The sequence below is a fragment of the Micromonospora sp. NPDC049662 genome (assembly GCF_040675055.1).
Classification (GTDB): Bacteria; Actinomycetota; Actinomycetes; order Mycobacteriales; family Micromonosporaceae; genus Micromonospora.
The window spans coordinates 13,271-29,714 of the sequence record NZ_JBFAOC010000055.1 but is presented as its reverse complement, the minus strand read 5'-3'; the positions used below and the strand labels follow the sequence as shown (position 1 = coordinate 29,714).

General features: G+C 72.4%; 12 protein-coding genes. 5 read left to right on the top strand and 7 right to left on the bottom strand.

What is annotated here, in order from left to right:
- Positions 1 to 90 precede the first annotated feature (90 nt).
- The gene (gene glnA / locus AB0J36_RS28140; protein ID WP_357170622.1) at positions 91 to 1,515 is read right to left on the bottom strand and encodes a type I glutamate--ammonia ligase; all 1,425 of its coding nucleotides are present in this window, start codon (positions 1,513 to 1,515) and stop codon (positions 91 to 93) included.
- 332 nt (positions 1,516 to 1,847) lie between these two features.
- Here glnA and AB0J36_RS28135 point away from each other — a divergent pair, with 332 nt between their 5' ends.
- The gene (locus AB0J36_RS28135; RefSeq protein WP_357127298.1) at positions 1,848 to 2,186 is read left to right on the top strand and encodes an RDD family protein; all 339 of its coding nucleotides are present in this window, start codon (positions 1,848 to 1,850) and stop codon (positions 2,184 to 2,186) included.
- Positions 2,187 to 2,386: 200 nt separating this feature from the next.
- On the opposite strand, the gene AB0J36_RS28130 is transcribed toward AB0J36_RS28135, so the two are convergent.
- Positions 2,387 to 3,070, bottom strand: coding sequence for a DUF4191 domain-containing protein (locus tag AB0J36_RS28130; RefSeq protein WP_355049339.1), 684 nt, complete (start codon positions 3,068 to 3,070; stop codon positions 2,387 to 2,389).
- 206 nt (positions 3,071 to 3,276) lie between these two features.
- Between AB0J36_RS28130 and AB0J36_RS28125 the strand changes: the two genes are divergently transcribed.
- Together AB0J36_RS28125 and AB0J36_RS28120 are read left to right on the top strand one after the other, a co-directional pair.
- Positions 3,277 to 3,447 (top strand): hypothetical protein, encoded by a 171-nt coding sequence (locus tag AB0J36_RS28125; RefSeq protein ID WP_357170624.1) that lies wholly within the window; start codon positions 3,277 to 3,279, stop codon positions 3,445 to 3,447.
- Between the two features lie 149 nt (positions 3,448 to 3,596).
- The gene (locus AB0J36_RS28120) at positions 3,597 to 6,494 is read left to right on the top strand and encodes an AAA family ATPase (protein WP_357170626.1); all 2,898 of its coding nucleotides are present in this window, start codon (positions 3,597 to 3,599) and stop codon (positions 6,492 to 6,494) included.
- 15 nt (positions 6,495 to 6,509) lie between these two features.
- On the opposite strand, the gene AB0J36_RS28115 is transcribed toward AB0J36_RS28120, so the two are convergent.
- Entirely contained in the window at positions 6,510 to 8,114 is a 1,605-nt protein-coding gene (locus tag AB0J36_RS28115) for a hypothetical protein (protein WP_357397842.1), read from the bottom strand.
- A 53-nt stretch (positions 8,115 to 8,167) separates the two neighbouring features.
- Entirely contained in the window at positions 8,168 to 9,163 is a 996-nt protein-coding gene (gene lipA / locus AB0J36_RS28110) for a lipoyl synthase (RefSeq protein ID WP_357126626.1), read from the bottom strand.
- A gap of 489 nt (positions 9,164 to 9,652) precedes the next feature.
- On the opposite strand from lipA, the gene aspS reads away from it, so the two are divergent.
- Positions 9,653 to 10,939, top strand: a complete 1,287-nt coding sequence (gene aspS / locus AB0J36_RS28105; RefSeq protein ID WP_357126629.1) for an aspartate--tRNA(Asn) ligase — start codon at positions 9,653 to 9,655, stop codon at positions 10,937 to 10,939.
- 44 nt (positions 10,940 to 10,983) lie between these two features.
- On the opposite strand, the gene lipB is transcribed toward aspS, so the two are convergent.
- The 3 genes from lipB to AB0J36_RS28090 all read right to left on the bottom strand — a co-directional run bounded on the left by lipB (position 10,984) and on the right by AB0J36_RS28090 (position 14,857).
- Positions 10,984 to 11,625, bottom strand: coding sequence for a lipoyl(octanoyl) transferase LipB (lipB, locus tag AB0J36_RS28100; RefSeq protein ID WP_355241494.1), 642 nt, complete (start codon positions 11,623 to 11,625; stop codon positions 10,984 to 10,986).
- A gap of 86 nt (positions 11,626 to 11,711) precedes the next feature.
- Entirely contained in the window at positions 11,712 to 12,968 is a 1,257-nt protein-coding gene (locus AB0J36_RS28095) for a hypothetical protein (protein ID WP_363661334.1), read from the bottom strand.
- A 56-nt stretch (positions 12,969 to 13,024) separates the two neighbouring features.
- Complete coding sequence (locus AB0J36_RS28090; RefSeq protein ID WP_357170635.1) at positions 13,025 to 14,857, bottom strand: DUF2079 domain-containing protein; 1,833 nt, start codon at positions 14,855 to 14,857, stop codon at positions 13,025 to 13,027.
- A 212-nt stretch (positions 14,858 to 15,069) separates the two neighbouring features.
- Here AB0J36_RS28090 and AB0J36_RS28085 point away from each other — a divergent pair, with 212 nt between their 5' ends.
- Complete coding sequence (locus AB0J36_RS28085; protein ID WP_357126638.1) at positions 15,070 to 16,323, top strand: PHB depolymerase family esterase; 1,254 nt, start codon at positions 15,070 to 15,072, stop codon at positions 16,321 to 16,323.
- The last annotated feature ends 121 nt before the right edge of the window (positions 16,324 to 16,444 follow it).

Below are 16,444 nucleotides of genomic sequence, written 5' to 3'. Positions count from 1 at the left end.
TCCCCTCTGTTTGTGGGGGGGGCGTATCTCGGCGGGCGGGGCGGCCCCCCCGTGCGGGGCCCCCCCCCGGCTGGTGTAGCGGTGGACTGCTCAGCAGTCGTAGTACATGGCGAACTCGTGCGGGGTCGGGCGCAGACGCACCGGGTCGACCTCGTTGGCGCGCTTCCAGTCGACCCAGGTGGAGATCAGGTCGGGGGTGAAGACGCCACCCTCGAGCAGGTAGTCGTGGTCGGCCTCGAGCGAGTCGAGCACGGCCGGCAGCGAGCCCGGAACCTGCTTGACGTCGCCCCACTCCTCCGGCGGGAGGTCGTAGAGGTCCTTGTCGATCGGCGTCGGCGGCTCGATCTTGCTCTTGATGCCGTCCAGGCCGGCCATCATCATGGCCGAGAAGGCCAGGTAGACGTTGGCCGACGGGTCCGGCACGCGGAACTCGACGCGCTTGGCCTTCGGGTTGGCGCCGGTGACCGGGATGCGGGTGCAGGCGGAGCGGTTGCGCTGCGAGTAGACCAGGTTGACCGGGGCCTCGTAGCCGGGCACGAGGCGACGGTACGAGTTGACCGTCGGGTTGGTGAACGCCAGCAGCGACGGCGCGTGGTGCAGCAGACCGCCGATGTACCAGCGAGCGGTGTCGGACAGGCCGGCGTAGCCGGTCTCGTCGTAGAACAGCGGCTCACCGTTGAGCCAGAGGCTCTGGTGGGTGTGCATGCCGGAGCCGTTGTCACCAAAGAGCGGCTTGGGCATGAACGTGGCGGTCTTGCCGTTGGCCCAGGCCTCGTTCTTCACGATGTACTTGAAGAGCTGGAGCTGGTCGCCGGCGTGCAGCAGCGTCGAGAACTTGTAGTTGATCTCGGACTGGCCGGCGGTGCCCACCTCGTGGTGCGAGCGCTCCACGGTGAAGCCGGTGTCGACCAGGCGGCGCACGATCGAGTCGCGCAGGTCGGCGTAGTGGTCGACCGGCGGCACCGGGAAGTAGCCGCCCTTGTAGGCGGTCTTGTAGCCGAGGTTGCCGCCCGCCTCATCGCGGCCGGTGTTCCAGGCGCCCTCGATCGAGTCGATGTAGTAGAACGACTGGTGCGCCGAGGTCTCGTGGCGGATCGAGTCGAAGATGTAGAACTCCGCCTCGGCGCCGAAGTAGGCGGTGTCGGCGATGCCGCTGGCCGCCAGGTACGCCTCGGCCTTCTTCGCGACGTTGCGCGGGTCGCGGCTGTAGGCCTCGCGGGTGAACGGGTCGTGGATGAAGAAGTTCAGCGCGAGCGTCTTCTGCGCGCGGAACGGGTCGATGAACGCGGTGGCGACATCCGGGAGCAGGAGCATGTCCGACTCGTGGATCGCCTGGAAACCGCGGATCGACGAACCGTCGAACGCGAGGCCGTCGGTGAAGAGGTCGTCGTTGACGGACTCGACCGGCAGGTTGAAGTGCTGCATCACACCGGGCAGGTCACAGAAACGCACGTCGACGAACTTCACGTCCTCGTTCTTGAGGTATCGCAGCAGTTCCTCGGGATTGGCGAACACACATCCTCCTGGCACGTCCACGGGTGGCTAGCGTCCTGGGGACGCTATGGCCGGGGAGTTGCCCGGCCATGTCTTCAGTGTTTCTGCCGTGTTACGTCCCTCGCGGAGCGTCAGGGATGCTCCTGTCCACGCACTCAGCCTGCGCGAACGTCGTACCGGCTGTGCCAGTGTAATGACACTTGAGGTCATTGGCCCGAATCGGCACGCTGTGGTGACGGCTCCTCGACGGCTCCTCGGTGGCCTCGATTCGGACGCGGATACCCTTGATCGCTGTGACCAATCCGCACGTCCCGGCAGCGCCGGCCACCGACCCGACCTTCACCCCGCCGAGCCTGGGCCGGCGCTTCGGCGCGCTGATCGTGGACTGGGTGCTCTGCCTGCTGGTGGCCAACATCTTCGCCGACCCGGTACGCGACGGTTGGGCGCCGGTGCTCGTGCTGATCCTGGAGTACGGCCTCTTCCTCGGCCTGTTCGCCCAGACGCCGGGCATGTACATCACCAAGGTCCGCTGCGTGAACTGGCACGACGGGGGTCGGATCGGCGTGCTCCGCGCGCTGGCCCGGGGCGTGCTGCTGGCGCTCGTCGTCCCCGCGCTGATCATGGACCAGCACCGCCGGGGCGTACACGACCGGCTCGTCGACTCGGTCGTCGTCGACGCCCCCCGCGCCTGACGCCCGAGCCCCGCCCGCCTCCCGGGACCGACGCGGCTCGGCCGGGCCCCGCAAGATCCGCACAGCTTCCCCGATGTTGCTGCTTCCCGCGCGTCGGAGGCAGCAACATCGGGGAAGGTGCGCAGATCTTGGGCCCGGGGCCCGAGGGCATGCGAGAAAGAGCCGGACCCGGGGGGGTCCGGCTCTCTTCGGGTACGAGGTCAGCGTCGCGGCTGACGGGCGCCGCCCGGCGGGCGCATGTTCTTCGGGATCGCGCCCTTGGGCATCTGCGGACGGGCGGTGAGCGCCTTGAGGCGCCTGTCCAGCGCGTTGACGTCCTTGCCGCTGAGCGCGCGGGGCAGCCGCAGCAGGGTGTTGCGCAGCTTGCGGATCGGCAGCTCGCCCTCCTGCTGGCCGATCACGTAGTCGTGCAGCGGGGCGGAGCCGATGACCTTGGCCAGTCGACGCTTCTCCTGCCCGAGCAGGCCGCGTACGCGCTGGGGGTTGCCCTCGGCCAGCAGGATCACGCCCGGCCGGCCGATCACCAGGTGGACCATGTCCATCTGGGTGGTGGAGCTGACGGCCGGCGTGACCCGCCAGTCGCCGCGCATGTTGTCCATGATCTGCGCCGCCGCGCCGGGCTGCCCCTCGGCGGCGTTCATCATCGCCGCATTGGACCGCAGGTTCAGCACGATCAGCACCGCGAGCAGGGCGAACAGGATGCCCAGCGGCAGCCAGATCCAGCCCCAGAGGATCACCGCGACCACGGTGAGCGCGAGCGGGATGAGCACCGCTGCGGCGACCAGCGGCGCGAACCACCGGTCCTGCTTGGCGGTGAACTGGAACACCATCCCGATCTGCTTCAGCCGCTGGCCGAACGAGACCTTCTCCTGGGGCTTTGCCATGCCGCAGAGTCTAGTGGTCCCCGTCGCCCGGGTTGATCCGCGTCCGGGTGCCGCCCGGCTGAGTACCTTACGTCCCCTCAGCGGCCCGGATCGGGCGAGTAAGGAGGGTGCCGCTGGGAGAGATGAGGCGGTGTGCCCATGCCGGGTTGGGGCCTTCACGCGAAGAGTTGTCGGTAGCGAACGACGACGCGACGAAGGAGCCTGACATGTTCGGCAACGACGTGGACTTCCTGCTCTCCCTGCACCGTACCCAGGCCGCCGAGCTGCGGGCCGAGGCCGCCGCGGAGCGACTGGCCCGCTCGATGACGCGCCGGGCCGGCCGTACCTGGACCGGCCGCCGCCAGCCGGTCCGCCGCACGGGCGACGACCGCCGGTGACCGCGACCGCGCCAGCCGACACGGCCGACCGGCCCGTCCCGTCGCCAGACGGGGGCGGCGGGACGGGGCCGCGACCGCCGGCCGGGCCGCCATGGCGCGGGCCGGCCGGCGGGGTCGCGGTGTCGTCCGGTCATGGCATGCTCGGTCGCGTGACCCTCCGTGCCGCGAGTTCCGTCCTTGTCGGCCGCCAGCGCGAGATCGCGGCCCTGCACGACGCGCTGGGTCGGGCCGGCAAGGGCGAGCCGGCCACCGTGCTGGTGGGTGGTGAGGCGGGGGTGGGCAAGACCCGGCTGTTGGAGGACTTCGCGGCCCTGGCCACCGCCTCCGGCACCCGGGTGCTGGTCGGCCAGTGCCTGGAACTGGGGGAGGCGGGATTTCCGTTCGCCCCGTTCGCCGCCGCGCTGCGCGCGGTGCTGCGGGCCGACGGCCCGGAGGTCTTCGCCGGTTTCGAGGCGGAGTTCGCCCGTCTGCTGCCGGAGCTGGGCCGGACGCCGACGGCGTCGACCCTGTCGCGAACGGGACCGCTGACCGACGCCCCGCGCGGATACCTGTTCGACCTGGTCGCCGAGCTGTTCCAGCGGCTCGCCGACGTTCGGCCGCTGCTGCTGGTGATCGAGGACCTGCACTGGGCGGACCGGTCCACCCGGGATCTGATCGGTTTCCTGGTCCGGGCCGCGCGGCCGGGCCGGCTGCTGCTGGTCTGCACGTACCGCACCGACGAGCTGCAGCGGGGGCATCCGCTGCGCCCGTTCCTCGCCGAGCTGGACCGGGCCCGCGGTGTCGAACGGGTCGAGCTGGGCCGGCTGGACCGCGACGGCACCGCCGCGATCCTCGCCGACCTGCTCGGCGGCGAGCCGGCACCGCGTGCCGTCGACGACGTGCACAAGCGTACGCAGGGCAACCCGTTCTTCATCGAGGAGTTGGCGGTGGCCGGCGACCCGATCGGCTGCGCGGCGATCCCCGAGACGCTGCGTGACCTGCTGCTGGCCCGGGTGGACCGGCTGCCCGAGCCGACCCAGCGGGTGCTGCGGATCGCTGCGGCCGGCGGCACGCGCTTCGCCCACGATCTGCTCGCCGAGGTCGCCGGCCTGCCCGAGGCCGAGTTGGAGGAGGCGCTGCGCGCCGCCGTCGCGGCCCAACTGGTGGTGGCCGACCGGGACGGCGACTACGAGTTCCGGCACGCTCTGGTCCGTGAGGCCGTGCACGACGAGTTGCTGCCCGGCGAGCACGCCCGGCTGCACGCGCGGTTCGCCGCCGCGATCGAGGCGCAGCCGCACCTGGTCGTCGCCGGCCGCGCCCCGGCCGAGATCGCCCACCACTGGTACGCGGCGCACGACCATCCCCGGGCCCTCGTCGCCGCACGGGTCGCGGCCTGCGCCGCCGCCGACCGGTACGCCTACGCCGAGCAGCGCCGCCTGCTGGAGCGGGCGTTGGAGTTGTGGGAGTTGGTGCCGGACGCGGCCGACCTGCTGGGCATGGACCATCTGGCGTTGCTGGAGCAGACGCTGGACGCGGCGGTGACGGCCGGCGACTTCAGCCGGGCCATCACGTTGACCCGCGCCGGACTGGCCGAGGTGGACGCCGACGCCGCGCCGTTGCGCGCCGCCCGCCTGCTCAACCAGCGGGGCCGACTGATGGCCCTGCTGGGCAAGAGCGACGGCAGGCGGGAGTTGGACGAGGCGTACCGCCTGGCGGCCGGCGGTCCGCCCGGTGTCGAGCGGGTCCGGCTGCTCGCCGACATCGCCACCCACCTGGTCAAGATCGATGCGGCGCAGGCCGCGCGGGTGGCGGCCGAGGCTGCCACCGACGCCCAGGCGCTGGGCGCGGAACCGGCCCTGCTCGCGACCCGGATCGCGCTGCTCTGCCAGGGCGAACGGGACGACGGACGAGGGCTCGCGGAGCTGGACCGCGCCGAGGCGGCGGCGCGCGCGTCCGGTGACGTGCCGGCTTTGGTGCTCGCCAAGGTGTTCCAGTCGGACCTGCTCTGCGAGGCGGGCCGCTACGCCGAGTCCGCCGAGGCGGCCGAGGCCGGGATGGCCGAGGCGCGGCGGGTGGGGATCAGCCGCTCGACCGGGGCGTACCTGCTGTCCAACCGGGCGGAGGCGCTGATCGCCTTGGGCCGCTGGGACGAGGCGGAGACGGTGTGCGCCGAGGCGGCCCGGATCGACCTGTCCGGCGTGACCGGCCTGCACTGGCTCCAGGTGTGCGCCGGTCTGCGGCTGGCCCGGGCGCACCCGGGCGCCGACGAACTGGTCGAGCGCGCGCTGGCCTTCCTCGGCCGGCCCTACCTGTGGCCGAACCACCGACTGCCCCTGCACGAGCTGGGGATCGAGGCCGCGCTGGCCGCCGCCGACGTGTCCGAGGCGGTACGCGCGGCTCGCGTCGCGGTGGCCGACGGGAGCCTGCCGCAGCTACCCCGCGAGGGCTGGCCGGTGCTGAGCGCTGCCGCGCGTACCGCCGCCCGCACGGGTGACGTCGAGCTGGCCGCCGCCGTGGCCGCGCTCGCGGCCGACCTGCCGGCGCGGCACCCGGCCGCTCGGGCGCACTCCGACCAGGTCAACGCGCTGCTGGCGGCCGACGATGAGACGTTGCCTGCGTGGCGGACGGCAGTGCGGGCGTGGCGGGCCGACGGGCAGCCGTACCCGCTGGGCCAAGCGTTGCTGGCGCTGGCCGAGGCCGCCGCCCTGGCCGGCGAGCGGGACGAGGTGTCGGCGGCGATCACCGAGGCGGCCGAGATCGCCCGGCGGCTCGGCGCGACGCCGCTGGCCGGGGCCGCCGCCACCCTGGCGCGGCGGGTCGGTCTGCGCGGGGCGGGCGCCGGCGGGGCCTGCCCGGATGTGCTGACGTCCCGGGAACGGGAGGTACTGCGGCTGGTCGCCGAGGGGCACAGCAACAGCCGCATCGCCGAGCGCTTGTTCATCTCACCGAAGACGGCAAGCGTGCACGTCTCCCGCATCATCGCCAAACTGGACGTCACCAACCGGGGGGAGGCCGCCGCGCTGGCCCACCGCCTCGGCCTGCTGGCCGAGCCCGCCACCCAGCGTTGACGGCAGCGGCCACCGTCAGCCGCGCGGCAGGTAGATCCGCCAGCCGTCGAGGGTGACCAGGTCGAGGGCGTCCGGGCCCGCGCCGAGTCGCGCGTCGAGCCGGGCCGCCAGCGGCGACCCGGTCGGCGCCACCCAGGCGGGCGCCGCCGCGCGCTCCACCTCGCGGCGGTACGCGGGGTAGCGGTCGAAGCCGGGGCGCAGGTCGTCGTCGACGACCGCGCAGACCACCCGCTCCGCGCTGGCGAAGGTGAGACGGTTGCAGGTCCAGTAGCCGGCGCGCACGTACCGTACACCGAGGTCACGCAGCGTGGTCACCAGCGCGGCGTGCCGGGTCTCGGCGGCCCGGGTCGCCGGGGCCGTCCGCGCCGCCTGCGCGGTGGCCCAGGCGGTGGTGAGCAGCGTGGCGGCCAGGACGGCGAGCGCGACCGGCCGGGCCGCCGTCGACCCCGACCGGGTCAGCGTCCAGACCGGCCAGAGCAGCGCCGGCACGGCGATGAGCAGGGTGGACAGGTACCGGGCGCTCTCCGCCGGGGTCAGGCCGGAGGAACTACTCACGGTGTACGCGACGAGCGTCGCCACCGCGGCCAACACGAGAGCCAGTCGCACCGCCCCCGCGACGCGGGATGACACCCGGCCCGGGTCGGCCGGAGCCGCTGGGCGGCGCAGGGCGCGCCAGGCCGTGCCGGCCGCGACGATGAGCAACACCGGCAGCGCGTACGCCCACCACAGTTGCCAGGTGGCGCAGGCGCCCGGGTCGCAGAAGCCCATCCCGAGCGGCGGCCCGACCAGCAACCCGCCGTGCAGCCGGGCGGCCCACCCGGCGGTGGCGTCGGCACCACCCGCGGCGAGCACCGCGTGCACCGGATTCCGGCCGGTCAACAGGCTGTCCGTGAGCAGCGGGGCGGCCCCCAGCAGGACGCCCACCCCGACCAGCGCGCCGGCCCGACCGCGCAGCTCGCGGTGGCAGAACCCGACGAGCACCGCTCCGGTCGCCACGACGTACGGCAGCACCAGCGGATCGACCCAGAGCATCAGGCCGGCCAGGAATCCCCAGGTCGCCCAGCGCGTCAGCCGCCAACCGGATCGGCCGGCGGCCAGGTCCACGGCGAGCAGGGCGAGCGCCACGCCGACGGCGTTCATCTCGGGATAGCCGCCGCCGGCGATCAACTGGTTCTTGACGACCCGGTCGGCCCCGAGGGCGAGCAGGACAACCACCAGCAGGCCGAACCAGCGGTCCCCGGTCAACCGCAGCGTCAGCCGCCAGGCCAGTAGCAGGAACAGCGCGTACAGCGCCAGCGTGGGCAGCCGCAGAGCGACCAGCGACGGGCCGGCGAGCGCGAACACCGGTGCGGCCAGGTACGCCTCCAGCGTGCTCATGTACTGCTGGCCGTAGAACCAGACCGGGAAGTCCTCGCCCCGGGCGATGTGCAGCGCGGCCAACCCCATGGTGGCCTCGTCGCTGTTCGTCGGCGGAGTGGCGTGGCCCAGCAGCCAGAGCCGGTAGCCGACCCCGGCGAGCAGGGCCAGCCCGGTGAGCCAGCCGACCGGGCCGAGGCGCGCGCCGGGCCGCGGACGCGGTCGATCCGCGCCGCGCGGCTGGTCGCGTACCCCGGCGGTCATCGCACGATCATGACACCCGGGCGCCGCACGGTCCGTGCGGCGCTGTCGGCGGGTCAGCCCGCGGTGGCGACCGTGGCGGCGGCGCGGGCGTCGATCGCCTGCTGGTAGAGCCGGCCGGCGCGGTACGACGAGCGCACCAGCGGCCCGCTCATCACCCCGGCGAAGCCGATCTCCTCGGCCTCCTCGCGCAGCTCCACGAACTCCTCCGGCTTGACCCAGCGGGTCACCGGGTGGTGCCGGGGGGAGGGGCGCAGGTACTGCGTGATGGTGATCAGCTCACAGCCGGCCTCGTGCAGGTCGCGCAGCGCCTGCGACACCTCGGCCCGCTCCTCGCCCATGCCCAGGATGAGGTTGCTCTTGGTGACCAGGCCGTCGGCGCGGGCCTGCCGGATCACGTCCAGGGAGCGGTCGTAGCGGAACGCGGGCCGGATGCGCTTGAAGATGCGCGGCACGGTCTCCACATTGTGCGCCAGCACCTCCGGGCGGGAGCCGAACACCTCGGCCAACTGCTCGGGGACGGCGTTGAAGTCCGGGATCAGCAGCTCGACGCCGCAGCCCGGCTGGAGGGCGTGGATCTGCCGGACCGTCTCGGCGTAGAGCCACGCGCCGCCGTCCGGCAGGTCGTCGCGGGCGACGCCGGTGATGGTGGCGTAGCGCAGGCCCATCGAGACGACCGACTCGGCGACCCGACGCGGCTCGTCGGCGTCGAACTCGGCCGGCTTGCCGGTGTCGATCTGGCAGAAGTCACAGCGCCGGGTGCACTGGTCGCCACCGATGAGGAAGGTGGCCTCCCGGTCCTCCCAACACTCGTAGATGTTGGGGCAGCCGGCCTCCTGGCAGACGGTGTGCAGACCCTCGCGCGAGACGAGCCCGCGCAACTGGGTGTACTCCGGGCCCATCTTGGCCTTGACCTTGATCCACGGTGGTTTGCGCTCGATCGGCGTCTCGGCGTTGCGCGCCTCGATACGCAGCAGGCGACGCCCCTCGGGGGCGGCCGTTGCGGTACGCGCTGCCTGGCCGGTCGTCGGCGCGGAGTGCTCGATCGTCACGAAAACGAGCCTACGCCGGATGGTGGCCGTCTATGTGCGTCAGGCGACCGGCATCACGCCGCTGACGTTGTGACGCCGGACACCGGTAAGCCGAAAAATGGCGTCACACGCTCCCGGTCGGGATGTTAGCGTCGCCGGCAACAGCGACGACGGAGCCGAGTAGCACCCCGACCCCGCCAGCGCAGAGAGCCGCCGGTGCTGAGAGGCGGTCTGGCGCCGGGGAGTGAAGACCCTCCCGAGCTGCGGGAAGAACGGTAAGGAAGGGCCCCTTCTTAACGCCTGCGGTAGAGGAAGGGCACCTTCCTAACGCCTAGTAGAGCCCGCCCGGCTGGCCCCGGTCACCAGGCGACGAACGAGGCCTCCGCTTCGGCGGGGGTGAAGGTGTGGTGGCACCGCGAGGTTCCCGCTCGCCCACACCTCCCTGGGGCTGACGCGACGCATCGCTTCCCCCGGGCGGCGACGGCGTGGCGAACGACCGAGGAGTCCGCCATGCGACGAACCCTGTCCCACCACCTGGCCGCCGAGATCGGCTCGACCGTGCGGATCGCCGGCTGGGTGCACCGACGCCGACTGCTCAAGTCGGTGGCCTTCCTGATCGTGCGCGACGCGGCCGGCCTGGCCCAGGTGGTCGTCACCGACCCGGCCGTCCGCGCCGAGCTGGAGAAACTGACCGAGGAGACGGTCGTCGAGGTCGTCGGCACGGCCACGTCGAACACCACGGCGCCCGCCGGGGTCGAGCTGACCGACCCGACGGTACGTCCCCTCGGACCGCCCGCCGTGCCGCCACCGTTCGACCTGTACCGGCCGGCGCTCACCGCGAGCCTGCCCACCCAGCTGGACAACGCGCCGACCGCGCTGCGGCACCCCACCCGGTCGGCCGCGTTGCGGATCTCGGCGGCGGCGGTGGCCGGTTTCCGTGCCGCGCTCGACGCGCGCGACTTCGTGGAGATCCACACTCCGAAGGTGGTCAGCTCCAGCACGGAGAGCGGGGCGAACGTGTTCGCGCTGGACTGGTTCGGCCGGCCCGCGTACCTGGCCCAGTCGCCGCAGTTCTACAAGCAACTGATGGTCGGCGTCTTCGAGCGCGTCTACGAGGTGGGGCCGGTCTTCCGGGCTGAGCCGCACGACACCGTGCGGCACCTCGCGCAGTACACGTCGCTCGACGCGGAGCTGGGCTTCGTGACCGACCACCGGGACGTGATGCGCGTACTGCGTGACACCGTGGCGCAGATGCTGGGCACGACGGGCGAGCGGGCCGGCGGCGCGCTGGCCGCGCTCGGCGTCACGCCGCCGCAGGTGCCGGCGGAGATCCCGGCCGTGCACTTCACCGAGGCGTTGACGATCGCCGGCGCGCCCGCCGACGAGCCGGATCTCGCGCCCGCCCACGAACGGGCACTCGGCGAGTGGGCGCTGCGCGAACACGGGTCCGACTTCCTCTTCGTCACCGGCTACCCGATGGCGAAACGGCCCTTCTACACCCATCCGGACCCGGCGCAGCCCGCGTACTCGAACGGTTTCGACCTGCTTTTTCGCGGCGTGGAGTTGGTCACCGGGGGACAGCGGCTGCACCGGCACGCCGACTACCTGGCGGCGCTGGCGGCCCGGGGTGAGCCGGTCGAGCCCTACGCCGGCTACCTGGACGCGTTCCGGCACGGCATGCCGCCGCACGGCGGGTTCGCCATCGGTCTGGAACGGTTCGTGGCCCGGCTGGTCGGCGCGGCCAACGTCCGGGAGGTCACCGCGTTCCCACGGGACCTGCACCGCCTGACGCCGTGAGCGGGGGCACGGGTCGGCGTCCGGTGACGTCGGCCCGTGCGGGCTCAGACCTCGACGAGGGTGGCGAGGCGGCGCTCGACCACGGGGAGCACGTCGGCGACGGTGATCGGACGGCCCAGTTCGGCGGTGAGCGACGTGACGCCGGCGTCGCGGATGCCGCAGGGCACGATCCGGTCGAAGTACGCCAGGTCGCAGTCGCAGTTGATCGAGAAGCCGTGCAGGGTGACGCCCCGGGCGACGCGGATGCCGATGGCGGCGACCTTGCGGGCCGGCCCCCGGTCGTCCTCGGGCACCCAGACGCCGCTGCGCCCCTCGACCCGGCCGGCGGTCAGCCCGAACTCGTCGCACACGCCGATGAGCAGGTCTTCCGTCCGGCGGACGTAGGCGACGACGTCCACCGGGTCGGGCAGCCGCAGGATCGGGTAGCCGACGAGCTGACCCGGGCCGTGCCAAGTGATCTTGCCGCCACGGTCGACGTCGACGACCGGGGTGCCGTCCATGGGACGGTCCCACGGCTCGGTGCGCTTTCCGGCGGTGTAGACGCTCGGGTGCTCCAGGAGCAGCACGGTGTCGCCGCGCTCGCCGGCCACCACCGACTCGTGCAGGCGCCGCTGCTCGTCCCAGGCAGCCTGGTAGTCGAGCAGGCCGGCGCGGACGGCCGTCAGGCCGGGGGTCGTCGTCGTCACGGCATCCAGCCTAGTCCCGCGCACGGTTCGAATCCCTGGTGAGACGTCTCACCAGGGCCCACGCTGAACCACTCGGGAGGTCGTTGTCACGCCGTAGCGGGACCGCTCGCAATGCGGCGACGACGCATGCGCCGCATGACGAGGACGAACGCCAACAGCGTCGGCGCGGCCAGTGTCAGGTACACCCAGAGCGAGGCGGCGAACGGTGACGGCCGTGGCTCCGGCCCGCCGAACGCGGCTCTTATCAGCAGGTCGCCCGGCACTATCAGGTCGGTCGACCCGCCCGGCGTGGTCACCAGCACCTCGCGACGACCGTCGGGCGACAGCGCGGCGAGGGTGGCACGCCGGTCGGTGTCCTGCTCCGTGTCGCTGAGGTAGCGCACGACGGGGTCGGCACCACGCCAGCCGAGGATGCCGCTCACCGAGGTGCCCGCCGGCAGGGCCGTTCCGACAGCTTGGCCGGTGGCCGCGTCCAGAAATTCGACTCGCCAGGTGCGCGCCGCGATCTGCCCGGACGTGCACCTGGGCCCGGCGCAGCCGTCGAAGGCGAGCAGCGCGAGCCGCCGGCCGTCGGGATGCCAGGCGGCCGGCCCGGCAAGTATCCGCCTGTCGCCCAGGTCGACCTGCCAACGAGGGGCGCCGCCGGTCGGGTCGACGACTACCAGTCGTTGGCGTTCGGCGAATCGGGCTGGCACGTCCGGCCAGCCGGTGGCGGCGATCAGGTCGCCACCGGGTGACCAGGCCGCCGCGGTGTGCTGGGTGAAGGTGCCGATGTCGACCACCCGCTCGGCGCCCTGGAACGGGTCGATGACGAGCAGGTCGTCGGACTTTTCCGGATCGTTGAGCTGTTGGTTCTCCGGCCCGTAGGTGATCACGCCGTCGTCGTTGCTGCGGGTGCCCAATACGCGCCGCCCGTCCGGCGACCAGGCCAGCGCGTCCACCCCGACGGTCATGGGGCGGCTCTGCCGGCCGGTGGTGAGGTCGAGCAACTCGCCGGACTGTGGCCGCAGATAGTGCCGTCCGTCCGGGGAGAGCAGCCCGTGCCCTTCGCCGATGCCGATCGGGATCAGCCGGTACGCGCCGTCCCGGGCCACCACCACCCCGGTCGACTCGAAGTAGCGGGTGCGATCGGTGAAGAACACCAGCGCCGCCGGACCGGCGGGCCGTTGCCCCACGGTGGCCTGCCACAGCCAGGGGTTGTGCACCCGGGTCGGCACCACGTTGGCTGTGGGGTCGGCGGCAGCGCTGGCCGTGGGCGTAACGCCTGGCGCGCTGAGAGCCACGAGGGCCAGCGCGCCAGCCGCCGCGACCCCGCGCCCCAGTTGGCGGCCCATCATTCCCATCGGGCCATTAGACGCGATGAAAGTCTGTGCGGGTGTCCCGTCCGGTTGCGCCGTTCCTACCGACCGGCCGGGGGAATGCGCCAGAGCCAGACGTCGTCGACCCGCTGCGGTTCGCCGAACAGCGCCGTGGCGGTACGTCGGACCGCCGCCTCGTCGACCTCGAACTTCGCGCCGTGCACCGCGTCGGCGAGGACCAGCGTCTCGATCCGCCAGTGCCGCAGGTCGGACTGGACCTCCGACCGGGTGCCGTCGGTGATGATCGGCACCAGCCCGGTGCGGCCGGCCTGGTCCATGAGCGCGCTCAGGGTGCGTGGCACCGGACCGATCCGGCCGCGCCCGTCCGGCCCGCCGGGTCCGAGGAAGAAGCCGCCCGGAATGGCGAACTCGCCCTGGCGGTGCGACAGGGCGTACGCCTGCCAGCGCTGGCCGTCCGGATAGATGTCCACGGTCAGCGGCACGGGGGTCAACGTGTTGCCGTCGGAGACGTACTGCCGCCAGTTGCCGGAGGTGATGAACGCCGGGATCGGCTCCCGCTCGTCGGTCAGCAGTGGGGTGGGCAGCAGCGGCAGCAGGGCCACCGCGAAGCCGATCGCCCAGGCCAGCTCCGTCGAGCGGTGCCGGGGTGGGGAGGTGCGCAACTGCTCGACGGTGTACGCCAGCAGCACCCCGATCACCGGGGCCACCACCAGCGCCAGCCGGGCGGGCAACGCGGCGTTCACCACCGGGAACTGGCCGAGGATGTCGAACGGCATCGGCAGGTCGGTACGCCGCCCGTCGACCTTCGCGACCGGCCCGAAGGACAGCACCGAGAAGATCACCGCGACGACGCCCAGCGCCCAGAGAACCGCCCGGCGGCCGGGGTCGGCGCGTCGCCACAGCGCGACGAAGCAGACCACGGCGAGGACGAGCAGAGGAACCCCGAAGAACGAGTTCTCCTCGGTGGGGTTCGGCGCCAGCGCGGTCCCCAGTCCGACCTCCCCGGCCAGCGACCGGCGCGGGAACGCGGCGAAGGCGGCGATGTCCTCGGAGTGGATCACCGGGTCGAAGCCGGTGCCGTGGAACCGCTGCGGCCCCGCGAAGTGCAACCACAGCGGGTACGCCAGCAGCACGCCGGCCACCACGGCGGTCACACCGAGCCCGCGCAGGAACGTGGGTAGCGCGGCGCGCGCTTCGGCCCGGTGGGCCGGGTGCAACGCCCAGACGGCGACGAACACGCCGAGCGCCAGAGCGGCGAAGAACAGGCCCTCGGCGGCGATCGAGAAGGCCACCGCGACGAGCACGCCGAGGATCACCCCGTCGCGCAGCCAGTTCCCGGGCCGCCGCAGCGCGAACAGCCGCCAGATCAACAGCGGGACCAGCCAGCCCGCGGTCCAGTTCAGGTGCGCGTTGGCGTGCGAGACCATGCCGGGGGAGTAGGCGATGAAGAGGCCGCCCACGGCGGCGGCGAGGCGGCTGCGGACGAGGTGCCGCGAGAGCAGCCAGTACCAGGCCAGCGCGGTGGCGAACAGGTTCAGGGTGAGGATCACGAGGAACGTCACCGGTGGCCCGACGAGGTACGTGAGCGGGGCGAAGACCACCGCGTACACCGTGATCGAGGTGTTGACCGCGAGGTTCACGCCGTCCGGGACGTTGATCAGGTAGGTGAAGAAGGGGTTCTCCCCGTGGGTGACCGCGTGCCCACCGAAGGCCAGCAGCCACTCGAAGAGCGCCTGGTCGCTGGAGTTGACGGTGATCGTGCGGACGTTCGGGTCCCGCCACAGCCCACTGGTCACCCAGACGGCGAGCGCGAGCGCCACGAGCACGACGATCAGGTCGGCCCGGAGGTCCCGATGGGTACGCGGTGACGACGCTGGTGCGGGCCCGGTGGCCAGCGACGGGGAGGACGGCACGCAGCGGACGTTACCAATCGGATCTGGACGAGCCGGTCAGACCGGCGGTTGTTGTCGGCTCCGGGTGTTGCCGTGGTGGGGGGAGTTCGGCGTACACAACGGCTGTCGTAAATGTGTGAACGCGCCCCATATCGGGCCGGGGACACACCGTCGTAACGTCTCGGCAACTTGACCGTGACCCAGTTCACAGTCTGCCCCGTCAGGAGGCCTCCGTGCGCCGCTCCTCGTCCCTCCTCACCCGGCTGACCGGTGCGGTCGCCGGGCTCGTCCTCGCCGTGGCGGGCGCGTTCACCCTCGCCACGCCCGCCCAGGCCGCCAGCCTCACCCAGGTCACCGGGTTCGGTTCCAACCCGGGCAACCTCGCCATGTACGCCTACCGGCCGGACAACCTGCCGGCCAACTCCCCCGCCGTGGTGCTGCTGCACGGGTGCGTCCAGAACGCCTCCGGTTACTTCGCCAACTCGGGCTGGCAGAAGTACGCCGACCAGTGGAAATTCGCGCTGATCGTCGCCCAGCAGCCCGCCGGCAACAACGCCAACTCCTGCTTCAACTTCTTCGAGGCCGGCGACACCGCCCGGGGCCAGGGCGAGGCGTTGTCCATCAAGCAGATGGTCGACCACGCCAAGGCGAACTACGCCGTCGACGGCTCGCGGGTCTTCGTCAGCGGGCTCTCCGCGGGCGGGGCGATGAGCGCCGTCATGCTGGCCACCTACCCGGACGTCTTCGCCGCCGGATCGATCATCGCGGGCATCCCGTACCGCTGCGCCACCAGCATGGTCAACGCGTTCAGCTGCATGAACCCGGGCACGGACAAGACGCCGGCGGCCTGGGGCGACCTGGTCCGGGGCGCCTACTCCGGCTACACCGGCCCCCGCCCCCGGGTGGCCATCTGGCACGGCACGTCGGACACCACCGTGACCCCGCTGAACGGCACTGAGTCACGCGACCAGTGGACCAACGTGCGGGGGATCTCGCAGACGCCGACCAGCACGTCGTCGCTGCCGGGCAACACCAGCCTCGAGGTGTACGGCAACGACGAGGTACGTCTCTACCGCGTCTCCGGCATGGGCCACGGAACGCCGGTCGACCCGGGCTCCGGGGCGGACCAGTGCGGCACCGCCGCCGCGTACTTCCTGGACACCATCTGCTCGACGTACCGCGACGCGCTCTTCTTCGGCCTGAACAACGGCGGCACCACCCCCACCGCGTCTCCCACCCCCACGGCCAGCGCAACCCCCACCGCGTCGCCCACCCCCACCGCGTCGCCCACGGCGAGCCCGACCCCGACCACGCCGCCAACCTGTGTGACGGCGACCAACTACGCCCACGTGACGGCCGGCCGCGCGTACCAGTCCGGCGGCTACGCCTACGCCAACGGCTCGAACCAGCGCATGGGCCTCTACAACACCTTCTACACGAGCACCCTCAAGCAGACCGCCCCCAACTACTGGGTGATCGGCTGCTGACCCCGCGACGCCGAGGCTAGACCCCGTTGATCAAGAGGTTTGCGTCAGATTCCGGCACCCGGATGACGCCAAACGCCTGATAAAAGCGAAAAGGCGACGGGGGGGGGACAAAGGGAGAGCC

Coding starts and splice junctions, on each gene's coding strand:
- AB0J36_RS28125 (WP_357170624.1), top strand. CDS start 3,277: ATGTTCGGCAACGACGTGGACTTCCTGCTCTCCCTGCACCGTACCCAG.
- aspS (WP_357126629.1), top strand. CDS start 9,653: ATGCGACGAACCCTGTCCCACCACCTGGCCGCCGAGATCGGCTCGACC.
- AB0J36_RS28095 (WP_363661334.1), bottom strand. CDS start 12,968: ATGGGAATGATGGGCCGCCAACTGGGGCGCGGGGTCGCGGCGGCTGGC.
- AB0J36_RS28115 (WP_357397842.1), bottom strand. CDS start 8,114: ATGACCGCCGGGGTACGCGACCAGCCGCGCGGCGCGGATCGACCGCGT.
- AB0J36_RS28130 (WP_355049339.1), bottom strand. CDS start 3,070: ATGGCAAAGCCCCAGGAGAAGGTCTCGTTCGGCCAGCGGCTGAAGCAG.